Origin of the sequence: Mycobacterium sp. 852002-10029_SCH5224772, from assembly GCF_001667315.1 — a bacterium.
In the GTDB taxonomy this organism is placed as follows: domain Bacteria; phylum Actinomycetota; class Actinomycetes; order Mycobacteriales; family Mycobacteriaceae; genus Mycobacterium.
This window is the reverse complement of the sequence record NZ_LZHT01000059.1, coordinates 1-13,533: the sequence shown is the minus strand read 5'-3', so window position 1 is coordinate 13,533 and position 13,533 is coordinate 1. Positions and strand designations below refer to the sequence as shown.

Annotated in this window: 9 protein-coding genes, 1 tRNA gene and 1 pseudogene; 3 read left to right on the top strand and 8 right to left on the bottom strand. The window is 66.7% G+C overall.

Features of this window, described 5'->3' with window-relative positions; translation table 11 throughout:
• Positions 1 to 316 (top strand): annotated as a pseudogene (locus A5775_RS11450) (DNA primase); the annotation flags it as partial.
• On the opposite strand, the gene A5775_RS11445 reads toward A5775_RS11450, so the two are convergent.
• Positions 300 to 575: a hypothetical protein gene (locus tag A5775_RS11445; protein ID WP_067252011.1), complete on the bottom strand. Its 276-nt coding sequence runs from the start codon at positions 573 to 575 to the stop codon at positions 300 to 302. The pseudogene A5775_RS11450 and the gene A5775_RS11445 sit on opposite strands and share 17 nt — an antisense overlap.
• Before the next feature lie 132 nt (positions 576 to 707).
• On the opposite strand from A5775_RS11445, the gene A5775_RS11440 reads away from it, so the two are divergent.
• Positions 708 to 780, top strand: a tRNA-Asn gene (locus tag A5775_RS11440).
• 160 nt (positions 781 to 940) lie between these two features.
• Here the strand turns inward: A5775_RS11440 and cysE are convergent.
• The 5 genes from cysE to A5775_RS11415 all read right to left on the bottom strand — a co-directional run bounded on the left by cysE (position 941) and on the right by A5775_RS11415 (position 8,804).
• Positions 941 to 1,624 (bottom strand): serine O-acetyltransferase, encoded by a 684-nt coding sequence (gene cysE / locus A5775_RS11435; protein WP_067252009.1) that lies wholly within the window; start codon positions 1,622 to 1,624, stop codon positions 941 to 943.
• A 2-nt stretch (positions 1,625 to 1,626) separates the two neighbouring features.
• Positions 1,627 to 2,559: a cysteine synthase A gene (gene cysK / locus A5775_RS11430; protein WP_067252007.1), complete on the bottom strand. Its 933-nt coding sequence runs from the start codon at positions 2,557 to 2,559 to the stop codon at positions 1,627 to 1,629.
• Between the two features lie 587 nt (positions 2,560 to 3,146).
• Entirely contained in the window at positions 3,147 to 3,950 is an 804-nt protein-coding gene (locus tag A5775_RS11425) for a Stf0 family sulfotransferase (protein ID WP_067252004.1), read from the bottom strand.
• A 211-nt stretch (positions 3,951 to 4,161) separates the two neighbouring features.
• Entirely contained in the window at positions 4,162 to 4,428 is a 267-nt protein-coding gene (locus A5775_RS11420; protein ID WP_067252014.1) for a hypothetical protein, read from the bottom strand.
• A 146-nt stretch (positions 4,429 to 4,574) separates the two neighbouring features.
• Positions 4,575 to 8,804: a bifunctional nitrate reductase/sulfite reductase flavoprotein subunit alpha gene (locus A5775_RS11415; protein WP_067252002.1), complete on the bottom strand. Its 4,230-nt coding sequence runs from the start codon at positions 8,802 to 8,804 to the stop codon at positions 4,575 to 4,577.
• Between the two features lie 329 nt (positions 8,805 to 9,133).
• Here A5775_RS11415 and A5775_RS11410 point away from each other — a divergent pair, with 329 nt between their 5' ends.
• Positions 9,134 to 9,604 carry an LppP/LprE family lipoprotein gene (locus A5775_RS11410; protein ID WP_067251999.1) on the top strand — a complete coding sequence of 157 codons (471 nt, stop codon included), beginning with the start codon at positions 9,134 to 9,136 and terminating at the stop codon, positions 9,602 to 9,604.
• Positions 9,605 to 9,634: 30 nt separating this feature from the next.
• On the opposite strand, the gene A5775_RS11405 is transcribed toward A5775_RS11410, so the two are convergent.
• Both A5775_RS11405 and A5775_RS11400 read right to left on the bottom strand, forming a co-directional pair.
• On the bottom strand, positions 9,635 to 11,587 hold the full coding sequence (locus A5775_RS11405) for an acyl-CoA dehydrogenase (protein ID WP_067251997.1): 1,953 nt from the start codon (positions 11,585 to 11,587) through the stop codon (positions 9,635 to 9,637).
• Positions 11,588 to 11,637: 50 nt separating this feature from the next.
• Positions 11,638 to 13,533 (bottom strand): ATP-binding cassette domain-containing protein (locus A5775_RS11400; protein WP_231995153.1); only part of this gene is annotated, 1,896 nt, incomplete at its 5' end.

The following is a 13,533-nucleotide window of genomic DNA, read 5'->3' as shown; positions in this document are numbered from 1 at the left end:
GGGCGGGGTCACCGGCGCGCAGTGGCTCGAGGCGGTGCGCGATCGGGCGCCGTCGCCCTTGACGGCGGGCCTGATCAGCGAGCTGGGTGTCGAGTCCATCCAGGTCGACGAGGAGAAAATGCCGCGCTATATCGCCGGCGTGCTGGCCCGGCTGCAGGAGGTGTGGATGGGCCGGCAGATCGCCGAGGTGAAGTCGAAGTTGCAGCGCATGTCGCCGATCGAACAGGGCGACGAGTACCACGCGCTGTTCGGCGACCTGGTCGCGATGGAGGCCTACCGGCGCAGCCTGCTGGAGCAGGCTAGCGGCGACGAGTAGAGGCCTCGAGCGCGTCGTCGTCCGGCTCGACGTCGCGTTCCATGATGGCGGTTTGGTCGTCGATCTCCGCCAGCGTGACGAAGCCGGCGTCCGGGGAGATCCGATTCGCGATCTTGCGGCGTCCCCCCTCGATCATCGACTTGGCCACGGGGCTGCTGGTCAGCGCGCGATAGGTGCCGACGATCTGCTCGTATCGCCGGCGACCGGCTTTCGAGCCCAGCACGTAACCCAGTCCCAGCACGACGACATACCGGATCAAAGCGTTCCTCCCGACTATCGATGGCTCCATCCTGCCTCACGGGGCCGGGTGCGTGCGCGGTCGATCCGAGTGGCCCGCGCCAGTTGGGCGTCGTCGTGCCAGTACGCTAGAGTCGTCCCGCGGTCGGGTTAGTCCCCTGTAGCTCAATTGGCAGAGCATTCGGCTGTTAACCGAAGGGTTCCTGGTTCGAGTCCAGGCGGGGGAGCAAGTGCTGCCGATTCAGGCACGGATCAGTGTCGACAACCGCGGGCGCCACTCACATCCCAGCGACTCGCCACCTCACCGGGAAGGCACTAGCGCACACCGGGATTCGTCGGACTAGCCTGTAGCGCAACGACTTTCGCCATCATCCGTAGTCCACGCCGTCAGATGGAGAAGTCCTCGCCGTGCCAGACTCCGGCCTCGGGTGGGCGGATAACCCGGCCGGATTGCTGACCGTTGTTCATCGCCTCCAGCTTGTCGACCCTCGTCAGCAGCGACTGCAGGCTGACGCCCACGAGGTCGGGCATCATCGAGTCGTCCGGACTGTTTCGCCCGTGGCGGCTGATGACCTGTCCGGGGACCCCGATGACAACGGCGCTGGACGGGACGGGTTTGACCACCACGGCGTTGGCGCCAATCCGGCTGTCGTCGCCGATTTTGATCGCTCCGAGGACCTTCGCGCCGGCGCCGATGATGACCCGGTCCCCGACGGTCGGGTGGCGTTTCCCGGTATCCGAGCCGCTGCCACCAAGGGTGACGCCGTGGTACAGCGTGACGTCGTCACCGATCTCCGCCGTCTCCCCGATCACCACGCCGGTGGCGTGGTCGATAAAGAGGCCATCGCCCAGCACGGCGCCCGGGTGGATGTCGACCCCTGTCACGATGCGGGTGAACTCGGCCAACGTCCGCGCCGCCACCCGTGCGCCGCGGTTCCACAGCCAGTGGCTGATCCGATGACCCCAGATGGCGTGCACGCCGGGATACGCGAAGATCACCTCCGCCGTGGTGGGGGCCGCCGGATCCCGCTGCTTAGCAGCCTGGATATCACGCCGTATGGCTGCGAGCATGGCTACTCCGCCAGGTCGGCGTAGAGCGGTGTGCTCAGATACCGCTCGCCGAAGTCAGGCAGTACCACGACAACGAGCTTGCCGGCGTTTTCGGGCCGGCGTGCCACCTGCAGGGCAGCCACCACCGCCGCTCCCGAGGAGATCCCCGCCAGCAGCCCCTCTTCGGCGGCAAGCCGGCGGGCCAGCGTGAGCGATTCCTCGTTGCCGACGGTGACGACCTCGTCGACCAAGTCCTCGTCGAGCACGGGCGGGATGAACCCGGCGCCGAGGCCTTGTATCGGGTGAGGCCCCTTCTGCCCACCGGACAGCACGGGTGAGGCGGCCGGCTCGACCGCGATGATTTGCACCGACGGCTTGCGTTCCTTGAGGACCTGAGCGACACCGGTGATGGTGCCTCCGGTTCCCACCCCGGCCACGAAAATGTCGACCCGCCCATCGGTGTCGCGCCACACTTCTTCGGCGGTGGTCGCGCGGTGGATCGCCGGGTTCGCCGGGTTCTCGAACTGCTGCGGAACGAAATACCGCTGGTCGGACTTGGCCAACTCCTCGGCCTTTGCGATCGCGCCCGGCATGCCGTCGGCGCCCGGCGTCAGGACGATGTCGGCGCCGTAGGCCCGAAGCAGCATCCGCCGCTCGACGCTCATCGTCTCGGGCATGGTCAGCACGCATCGGTAGCCGCGCGCCGCGCACACCATCGCCAGGGCGATACCGGTGTTCCCGCTCGTCGGTTCGAGGATGATCGTGTCGGGCTTGATCAGCCCTGCCTTCTCGGCCGCATCGATCATCGCCACCCCGATGCGGTCCTTGACGCTGTTTCCCGGGTTGAAGAACTCGAGTTTGGCGACGACATCGGCGACGGCGCCCTCGCTCACCCGGCGCAGCCGGACCAGCGGCGTGTTCCCGATCACCTGTGTGACGTCTTCGGCAATGCTCATCTGATTTCCTCAACGATGTCAGAACAGGGCGTTTCGGCCTGCCGGCGGATGCCGATATTGGTTGCGGACTCGGATGCGGTCCGGCGCGGTGTGAACAAATCGATCATTTGCTGGTTGAGCTTCCTGAGGGGCTTGTGAGTAGCGCCTGATGGGGTTTTGCCCGGCGAACTAGTGATTCTGCCCGCGTCGGGCGCCACACGTGGCTGAGCGTTGGAAGGCGTCAGGAAATCAACAACAACAGTCCACGGTCGGGCGGCGCGTAAGGACGAAGCGCGGCTGCGTGGACTGTGGCATAGCCCCACTATAAGACATTCGTCCTGCACGTCGATCCGGCTCATCTGTGCTGTGACCTCGTTCCCGAGTACTACCTTATTGGAGCTGTTAACTCGGTGAAACGCGTGGTTAATCCCGGCGCCGGGTGGGCATTGCCCACTGCCGCGATACAGCCTCTTCTGTCTCGCGTCGGAAAGAAGCGTCCGTGCGGCGTCGTTCACGTTCTGCAACCCGCCGGAGGGCGCACGCCGTTGTCAGGCCTTTTCGGGCTCGCGGGGTCGCTTACGAGACGCACGCGGTTGGCTTGGCGTTGATTAGGTTGGCAGGCCGCGCTTTTCGGCATCGGCACGGTAACGGTCCACCCACTCGTCAGAGCGATGGTCCGCCTGACGCTCCAGCACTGGGTGGGGCGCTAGTTGGGGGTCGAGCCCCAGCGCCTCGAGGATGGCGGCGACCACCTGAGTCAGGTTGCGCCACAACATCGGATAGGGAATCTCCATCGGTGTGATGTTCTCTTCGGCGAACCAATTTCGCCAGCCCTCTTCTTGGGCCCGCAGCATGGTGACGACGTGCGCGATCGCGCCGGCGTGATAGGTGGCGCGCGCGTCACGTGCCGGATCGGGCCTGCCGCGCCAGACGCGCGTCTGCACCGCCCGCCAAAACGACACTGCCTGCGAAATCACGTCGGGCCGGTAGACGTGAATCAGCAGCGGCTCCTCGCCCACCACGTCGCGGATCGCCGCCAGCAGTCCGTCGCCACTACGGTCCGGCAGGTCCTTGGCACGGTTCAGCAGCAGCGGAGTCTGGTTCCACATCAGCTTGCCGCCCCACACCCCGTTCGGTGTTCTTCCGACGGTGCGAATGTAGCTGCGCCAGATTTCGGGTGGCGCGAGGTCGGGCGTCCCGGCGTCCAACGGATCGAGCAGGTTCAGGATCGACTCATCGTCGACCCCGGCGAACCACTCCCGCGGCTGCGGGGACTGGCTGGTTGCCGGCAAGTACTGGAAGAACTCCTGAGGCTCGCCGGCCACGCCTGTCGCACGCAGCGATTCGACCAGCAGCGTGCTACCGCTGCGCTGCGACGCCAACACCAAATATGACGACGGCCTATCTGCCACCCGCAGAGTCTAACCAGAATGTGAATCCCAGTCTGTCAGGCGCGATTAGCGTCAGCTTGAAGGAAAATCTTGTGTTGAGCCGGATTTGCCCGCACGGCGGTGACGCGAGACGCCCAGGCAAGGTCGCGCCCCTGCGGGTATCCAAGGCGCTCAGGAGCATTCGAGGTTTTGTTCGCGTCCATTGCCGCCCAGGAAGGGCCGGACCATTCGGTCACCGAGCATCCGAGGTGATCTGCGGCGTCTCCGCGCCGTCGCTCCCGATCTCGCAGACGCACACGTAGGCACCGCGCCGCCAGGGCCCGAACTGGGTGCCGCGCCTGCGCATCAGGTGCTGCGTGTAGACCTTGTCGCGTTGATCGCGCGAGAACGCGAAGTCCAGGTTGACGGGCAGCCCCGCCCAATCGACGCGCTCATCGACCGGGACCTCCGTCACGCCGCCGTGCCGCAGGCGGCATTGCAGCCGGCAGCCGTTCTCGATGACCCGATCGGGTCCATCACACTCCCGAGTCATGCGGCGACTCCTTCAGGTGCGCGACCTTTTGAGTGCATCGTGCGACTCGGATGTTTCGTAGGCGGATGCGCGATGTTGCCGCCGTATTACAAATTCGACGTCGCAGACCGGTGCTAGTAGACGTCGCGGTGGTAGCGCTTGTCGGCACTCAGCGCTTGGACGTAGGCCGTCGCCGCGTCGGGGTCGAGGTCGCCGAATTCGGCCGCGATCTCGCAGAGCGCGCGGTCGACGTCCTTGGCCATGGGATCGGCGGTGCCGCAGACGTACAGCTGTGCGCCGTCTTGCAACCAGCTCCACAGCTGCGCCCCACGGTTGCGCATCAGGTGCTGCACGTAGACCTTGTGCTGCTGGTCCCGGGAGAACGCGAGGTCCAACTCCGTGAGGAAGCCGTCGTCACGCATCTGCTCGAGTTCGTCGCGGTAGTAGTAGTCGGTGGCGGCGTGCTGCTCGCCGAAGAACAGCCAGTTGGGTCCGGTGTGCCCGAGCGCGCGCCGTTCCTGCAGAAAGCCGCGGAAGGGTGCGATCCCGGTGCCCGGCCCGATCATGATCATCGGAGTGTCCGGGTCGCCGGGCGGCCGGAAATTGCTTGACTGCTGCAGATAGACCGCAACCCGATCGCCGGGGGAGCGGTCGGCGAGGTAGGTCGAACACACGCCGCGGCGCGGGACGCCCTGGAAGTTGTAGCGCACCGGCGAAACCGTCAGGTGGACTTCCCCCGGGCACTCTTTGGGGCTCGACGAGATCGAATACAACCGCGGCTGAAGGCGTTTGAGGACCCTCAGCCACTCGTGGGCGGATGCGATGACCGGCAGCTGCGCCAGCAGGTCGATGGACTGGCGTCCCCACGTCCAATCCGAAAGTGCGCGCTTGTTTTCTGGCTTCAGCAGCTCCGCGAGTTTCGGATCGCCCGTGCGTTCCTGCACGAACCGCACCAGGTCCCGGCTGATGTGGGCGATCTCGATGCGCTCGGTGAGTGCGGAGCGCAACGACATCAGGCCGTGCTCGCCGACCTCGACGGGGGTCTGCCCGTCCAGTCCGGTGACGGACAGCCATTCGTCGACCAGCTGGTCGCTGTTGCGCGGCCACACGCCGAGCGCGTCACCGGCCTCGTAGGTCACGGTTTCTTCCGGAAGGTTGAAAACCAACTGCCGCACGTCTTTTGTCGAGGTGGGCCGACTCAGCATGGTGTTGCGGACCATGTCGGTGATCAGCGGATGCTTTTTGCTGTAGGTGCTCGTTGCGGACCGGCTCGGGCGCGACGGCGCCACCACCGCGGAAGCAGGAGCCGGCGCGGGCCCCCCTCCGTCGCCGCCGACGGATGTGGGTGTCCGGGTCAGGGTTTCGATGATGTCGCCGAGCCACTTCGCCGCGGGGTCGTCGTAGTCGGGTTCGCAGTCGACACGGTCGGCGAGGCGGGTCGCTCCCAGCTCGGCGAGGCGCACGTCGAGGCTACGTCCATGGCCGCAGAAATCGTCGTAATTGGAGTCACCCAGCGCGAGCACGGCGTAGCGGGTATCGGTGAATCGCGGTGCGCTGTCGGAGGTCAGCGCCCGCCAGAGGCCGGCGCCGTTGTCGGGGGCTTCGCCGTCGCCGGTGGTGCTGGTGATGAGCAACAGGTCCCGCGTCGTCGTCAGCTGCGCCAGCGGGAAGTCGTCCATGCTGTACAGCGCGGCCGGCACTTTGGCGTCGCTCAATTGCGCGGCGATGTCGGCGGCAAGCTCCTCGGCGTTCCCGGTCTGCGATGCCCACAGCACCACGACGGGAGCACGCTCGGGCGCCGGCGCGGGATCGGCTGGTGCGACGGGCGGTTGCTCGACGGCCGGCATCGGAGCCGATGGGGGCGCCACCGGCGGGGGCCCGTCGACACGGGAAAACAGTCCCGCCAGGAGGCCGTCCAGCCACAGCCGGGTGCTCGAATCGAACGGCGCGCTCAGCGGCAGAGTGGGCACCCCGGCGGTGCGGCGACCGGCGTCCGAGCGAAGCCCGGACAGCATCCCGGCAAGGTATGCGCGGCCGCGTTCGTTGAAATCCGGCGTGGGTAGCGTTGTCACGCCGAGCAATTCGCCGAGCGCGTCGACTTGTGACACGCTGATGTGCCGGCCCTGTGTGACCGCGGTTTCCGGTGCGTCAGTGGTCACCGGCGTCAGGTGGGCCGAATCAGGTTCAGGGACCACGATCTTCGTCAGGGTGACGGCGCACGCCTTGAATTCCGGTTGGTTCGAAATCGGATCGACGGCATCGTTGGTGACGGCGTTGATCGACAGGTATTCGCCGAAGGCGTCGTTCCAGTGGAAGGGCGCGAAGCAGTTGCCGGGAAGCACCCGGTCGCTGACGGCCGCGGGCAGGACGGCGCGGCCGCGGCGAGAGGCGATTTCGATCGGATCGCCGTCGGCAATGTGCAGGCGGGCGGCGTCATCGGGGTGGATCTCGACGAAGGGGCCGGGGTTGAGCTTGTTGAGTTTGGCAACCTTGCCGGTCTTGGTCATGGTGTGCCATTGGTGCGGCAGGCGCCCGGTGTTCAGCAGGAACGGGTAGTCGTCGTCGGGCATTTCCTCGGGCGGCAGGTGCGGGCGGGCGAAGAACGCCGCGCGACCGCTTGGCGTCGGAAACGCCAGCCGCGGCACGCTACCGTCCTCGCGGATCAACTGTGTCTGGCTGACACCGTCATTGAGATAGCGGATCGGGTTGCGGTCGCCGTCGCTCTGCGGTGCGCACGGCCACTGCACCGGGCTCTGGCGTAGCCGCTCGTAGCTGATTCCGCGCAGGTCGTAACCGGTCTTCGGGTTGGAGAACCGCTTGATTTCTTCGAAGACTTCCTCGGCGCAGTTGTAGCTGAACGCCTCCGCAAAGCCCATCTCGCAGGCGATCCGGGCGATGATCTGCCAGTCCGGCATGGCATGGCCCGGTGCGGCGACGGCCGGCTGGAACAGCGTCATGTTGCGCTCGGAATTGACCATCACCCCTTCGGACTCTGTCCACAGGGCGGCCGGCAACAACACGTCGGCGTATTCGTTGGTCTCCGTTTCGAGGAACGTGTCCTGGGCCACCACCAGTTCGGCGCGCTCGAGTCCGGCCAGCACGGTCTTTCGATTGGCCACGGAGGCAACGGGATTGGTGCAGATGATCCAGCACGCCTTGATTTGGCCGTCGGCCATCCGGGAGAACATGTCGATGGTGCCGCTGCCAACCTCGGTGCGCAGCGTTCCGGGGGGGATGCCCCACACGCCTTCGACGAAGTCGCGGTCGTCGGCCGCGGCCACCGACCGCTGCCCCGGCAAACCCGGTCCCATGTAACCCATCTCGCGGCCACCCATCGCGTTGGGCTGCCCCGTGAGGGAGAAGGGCCCGCTGCCGGGCTTGCAGATGGCCCCGGTGGCCAGATGCAGGTTGCAGATCGCGTTGGTGTTCCAGGTGCCGTGGGTGCTCTGGTTGAGGCCCATTGTCCAGCAGCTCACGAAATTGCCGGCCTCGCCGATCATCTGAGCCGCCGCGCGGATGTCGTCCTCGGGGATGCCGGTCATTTCGCTGACCTTGTCGGGGGTGTATTGCTCCAGGAAACTGGGCATCACCTCCCAGCCCTCGGTGAACTCGGCGATGAATTCGCGGTCGGTGTGGCCGTTCTGGGCGATCAGGTGCAGCAGGCCGTTGAGCAACGCGAGATCCGACCCCGGCGCGATCTGAAGGAAAAGGTCCGCCTTGTCGGCGGTCGCGGTGCGGCGCGGGTCGACGACGATCAGTTTCGCGCCGGCCTTGATGCGATCCATCATGCGCAGGAACAGGATCGGGTGGCAGTCGGCCATGTTGGCGCCGATGACGAAAAAAACGTCGGCGTGTTCGAAGTCCCGATACGAACCGGGCGGCCCGTCCGCGCCCAGTGAGAGCTTGTAGCCAGAGCCCGCGCTGGCCATGCACAGGCGCGAATTCGACTCGATCTGGTTGGTGCCGATGAAGCCCTTGGTCAGCTTGTTCGCCAGGTATTGCGCCTCGACGGACATCTGGCCGGACACATACATCGCGAACGCGTCCGCGCCGTGCTCGTCGATGATCGCCCGTAACCGCCTCGCGCACTGGGTGATCGCCCGATCCATCTCGACGGGCTCCAGCGGTTCGCCGCGATCGGTGCGCACGTACGCCGAGTCCATCCGGCCCGGCGCGCCAAGCATGTCCGCGGTGGTCGCGCCCTTGGTGCACAGTCGGCCGAAGTTGGCCGGATGTTCTTTGTTGCCAACCGACTTGGCGACGTGTTTGCGGCCGGTTTCCGGATCGGCTGTGACCTGCAACACCATTCCGCAACCGACGCCGCAATACGCGCACATGGTGTTCACGGCGTTCTGCTTCGCCATGGACTCCCTGGTCACGCTTGCGTCCCTCCGTCGAGTGCGTACGGGTTAGCTCCGTATCGAGTGAGTTCATTGTGGAGCAGGCATGTTTCGGCGCCGAGGCCCGAAATGTCCCCCGGTTTACTTCTTCCTCTCACCGGCCGGCAAGCCGGTGTGAATTCGCCGGGGACATTCGTCGCTAAGGATCGCGTTACCGCAGGTCACCATTGACCATCCGCCCCGCACGAGGTTACGTCTCGAACCCCGCCCGACGCCTCTCAGAAGGGCCTTTCCGACCAAACCAACGGCACACTCACAGTCTTCGCTAAGCTCACCGCGTGCGTCAGCTCACTGTGATCCTGTTGCTTTTGCTGGCCGCCGGTTGCGGCGGGAAGCCGGCGGCGGCGCCACCGCAGGCCAAACCGGATACCTGCAAAGCCTCCGACGGGCCGACGGCCGACACCGTGCGGCAGGCGATCACCGCCGTTCCCATCGCGGTTCCGGGCACCATCTGGGTCGAAATCGGGCGCGGTCACACCCGGAATTGCCGATTGTTCTGGGTGCAGGTCATTCCGACGATTGCCAGCGAGTCGACTCCGCAGCAGCTGCTCTTCTTCGACCACAACAGGCCGTTGGGTACCGCGACACCGAACGCAAAGCCCTACATCACCGTGCTGCCACCCTCGGATGACACCGTCACCGTTCAATACCAGTGGCAGAAGGGAAACGATCAGCTGTGCTGTCCCACCGGGATCGGGACGGTGAAGTTCCGGATCGGCCCGGACGGCAAGCTGCAAACCGTCGGCAAGGTGCCGAACCAATAACTCAGCGGGCCAACGACTTCGACGGTCCCGTCAGCTCGTGACGGCGTCCGACAAGTTCTCCGGGTGCAGCATCTCGGCGTAACGCAGCCGCTCGGGAATCCCGAAACCGTCGACCAGTGTCGTGGCGTGCGGGCGCAGCGCCCGGCAGCGGTCGTTGATGCCCCGCGTGACGGCCTTGGCGCGCTCCGTGGACAGGTAGCGGTGCTCGATGTACCACGCCTTGTCGTCCTCGATCACCGACAACGCGTACAGGTCGCACAGGATCCCCAGCAGCTCGCGGGCCTCCTCGTTCTCGCAGGCGTCGATCCCGGCGACGAACGCTTCGAGCACCACCCGGTCGATGTGGGCGCTCGCCGCGTGCAGCACGTGGTCCTGCACCGCGTTGAACGCATCGAATTCGGACATCTCTTTGGATTTCGCCTGCAGCCGCCGCGCCACCGACGCCAGCAGATATTCTTCGCGGTCTTCAAACATTTGGATCTGCGTGCCGCGGTTAAACAGGCTGCCCTCTTCCTCACTGTCTTGGCGAGTGTCCACGATCGTTTGGATAATCGCTTCTGCCGCAGTACGTTTGATGACGCGTTCACCGACGGTGTTGGCGGCGAAGCGCACCCATTCGACGGGGCTCATGCTCTTGATGTCGTCGGCGTATGCCGTCAGCAGCTCCTTGGCCACCAGCTGGGTCAGCACATGGTTGTCACCCTCGAACGTGGTGAAGACGTCGGTGTCACCGCGCAGCCCGATCAATCTGTTCTCGGCCATATAGCCCGCGCCGCCGCAAGCCTCGCGGGATTCCTGGATCGCGCGGCTGGCGTGCCAGGTGTTGGCGGCCTTGAGCCCGGCCGCACGCGCTTCCAGTTCGCGCTGCTCGTCGGCGTCGGGTGCGTCCGCACTCTGAACGTCATGGCATTTGCTGACCAGCTCGTTCTGCGCGAATTGCAGGGCGTAGGACTTCGCGATCAACGGAAACAGCCGCCGCTGGTGCACCAGGTAGTCCATGATCAGCACCTCGGAGTCATCGCCAGGGGCGTTGAATTGCCTGCGCTGCAACGCATATCGGGTGGCGATATCCAGCGCCACCCGGCCCGCGGCCCCGGCGCTGCCGCCCACGGTGATCCGGCCGCGGACCAGGGTGCCCAGCATGGTGAAGAACCGGCGGTTCGGGTTCTCGATCGGCGAACTGTACGTGCCGTCGGGGGCGACATCGCCGTACTTGTTCAACAGGTTGACCCGCGGGACGCGGACGTGGTCGAACACGATGCGGCCGTTGTCCACCCCGGGCAGCCCGCCCTTGTATTCGCAGTCCGACGTGGTGACGCCGGGCAGGTCGTTGCCGTCCCCGTCGCGGATCGGGACCAGCACGCAGTGCACGCCGTGATTGACCGGCTTGCCGTCCTCGTGGGTGATCAGTTGCGCGAAGACCGCTGCCATGGTTGCGGTTTCGGCCGCACCGCCGATGTAGTCCTTGCGCGCCGACGGGGTGGGGGAGTTGATCACGAACTCCTGTGTCTCGGGGTCGTAGGTCGCGGTGGTCTCCAGCGACTGCACGTCGCTGCCGTGCCCGGTCTCCGTCATCGCGAAACAGCCGCGCAACTCCAGGCTGATGGTCTTGGGCACATAAGTCTCGTGGTGGCGCTCGGTGCCCAGGTTCTCCACGGCACCGCCGAACAGTCCCCACTGCACCCCGGCCTTCACCATCAGTGACAGGTCCGACATCGCCAGCATCTCGATCATCGTGATCGCCGCGCCCACGTCGCCGGTGCCGCCGTGTTCCTTGCGGAAACTGTCGGCCGCCGCGCCGAACGCCGCCATGATCCTCATCTGCTCCGCCACCTTGGTGCGGGCGATCACCGTGTTCGGGGTGTAGTGCGGGCGGAACAGGTCCTCGGTCAGCGTCGTGCGCATCCGGTTCCTGACATCACGCCAGCGCCCGTCCAGCGCGTTGCGGAGATGTTCTGCGGTGCTTGTCATTTCTGGCGCCATAAGCCGACAGTAATGCGCGGTTCGCGCCGCGGGGAACACGTAACGGCGGTTCAGGTCGTCGTGGCCGACCTGTGCTGGACGCCGGGAAGCGGCGAGCGCAGCCGGTAGAGGGTGAACCCGGCCGCGACGGCACCGAACAGGCCGAGCATCACCATGTCGAACACCCACCAGCCGCTGTAGTGAGTCCACGTCAAGACGTCGGCGGCCAGCGTGTCGGTCCTGCGCAGATTCACCGTGGACGCCGACGCCGCGAACCCCCACTGGGCCGGGACGAACCAGCTGATCTGCTGCAACCCCCACAGACTCACCAGCTGCACCAGGCTCCCGTTGAAGAGCGCGGATGCCAGGATCACCGGCACCACCAGCGGCAGGACTTCCCGGAGCGCCGTGCCCAGCGCCGAGAGGGTGAGGCCCATCACCGCGGACACGATCGCGGTGGCCGCCACGGTGACGTAGAGCTCGATCGTCGCGTTGTGCAGCAACGCCGCGCCGTCCGCCGGCCTGCCCTTGACCGCGACGACGATCGCGAACATGACGGCCGTCCACAGGGCCGCGGCCAGGCCGTACACCGTGAGCTTGGTGGCCAGGTAGGCCGGTGCGGACAGCCCGACCTGCTGTTCGCGACGGAAGATGCGGTGCTCGGCAACTATGGCGCGGATGGTCAGCGCCGTGCCCAGGATCACTGCGCCGACGTTGAGGGCGGCCAGGATCTCAATGGCTTCATGCCCGTTGGCGCTGCTCGGCCCGGGTCGCGTCAGGCCCGCATCGCCCGGGATCAACAGCGTCAGCCCCGCCAGCGCGAACGGCAGGATCGCCAGGAATGCGAAGTACACGCGATGGGCGAGCAGCAGGCGGACCTCGCGTCGGGCCAGCAACCGGATCTGGCGGTTGCGGGGCAACCGGGCAGGCGGCGTCCACGGCGCGGCGGCCTCTGGCGCGGTGGTCGATGGTTGGGGGCGCGCGCGAAACGCGCGGTGGGCGCCCTCGGGATCGGCGCTCACCTGGGCGAGGACCTGCGACCAGTCGGTGGAGCCCAGCGTGGATTCGGCCTGCAGGGGTGCGCCCAGGTATGCGACCTTGCCCGTGCCCGTGAGCACCAACACCTGGTCGCACATGTTGACGTCGGCGAGCGAAGCGCGCGCCGAGATCGCCGCCACGACGACACAGCCGATGTCGGCCTGGCGCCGCAGGACCGCCATGACGTGGCGCTGTTGCGCCGGATCCAGCCCGGCGGTCGGTTCATCAACGACGAGCAGGCTCGGCCGGGCGATCAGCTCGATCGCCACGGCGGCGCACCGGCGCACCTCGGCGGAGAGCTTGCGGATCCGGGTGTCACGGTGCGGCGTCAGGTCGAGCTCGTCGAGGACTTGGTCGACCACCCGCTCGCGCTGCTCGGACGAGGACTCCGGCGGCAGCCGCAGTTCCGCGGCGTACTTCACGGCCTGCGCGACGGTGAGCTGCCGGTGCAGCTGGTCGTCGCGGCCGACGACCCCGATGCGGGTGCGCATGGACTGCGGTTCGGCGTGCACGTCGTGTCCATCGACGGTGGCGCGCCCGGAGCTGGGTGCCCTGGTGCCGGCCAGCAGCGCCAGCACCGCCGAGTTGCGTGCGGCGGACGGCCCGATGACCGCGGTCATGGTGCCGGGATGCGCCGTGAACGAGATGCCCGACAACATCTGCTGACCGTCGACGGCGAGCCCCAGCTGGTACGCCGTCACCCCGGTGGTGCGCGCCGCGGTCCGCAGCGGCAGGCGAAAGGTGGAGGTGGCTTCGTCGGTGCGGAAGGACGGGCGCTGGGCGCGCAGCTTCGAGGTGATCATTCGCTCGATCAGGCCGGGGCCCTTGGGCTGCTCGGCCGGCGACGCCGCGGGCGGGGGTGTCGGTCCGACCGGCGGCTGAACGGCGGGGGCCGCGGCGCCGGGAAACGGCGGTGCCGGTGGGGCCGG

Coding starts and splice junctions, on each gene's coding strand:
- A5775_RS11415 (WP_067252002.1), bottom strand. CDS start 8,804: ATGGCGAAGCAGAACGCCGTGAACACCATGTGCGCGTATTGCGGCGTC.
- cysK (WP_067252007.1), bottom strand. CDS start 2,559: ATGAGCATTGCCGAAGACGTCACACAGGTGATCGGGAACACGCCGCTG.
- A5775_RS11405 (WP_067251997.1), bottom strand. CDS start 11,587: ATGGCGCCAGAAATGACAAGCACCGCAGAACATCTCCGCAACGCGCTG.
- cysE (WP_067252009.1), bottom strand. CDS start 1,624: ATGCTCGCAGCCATACGGCGTGATATCCAGGCTGCTAAGCAGCGGGAT.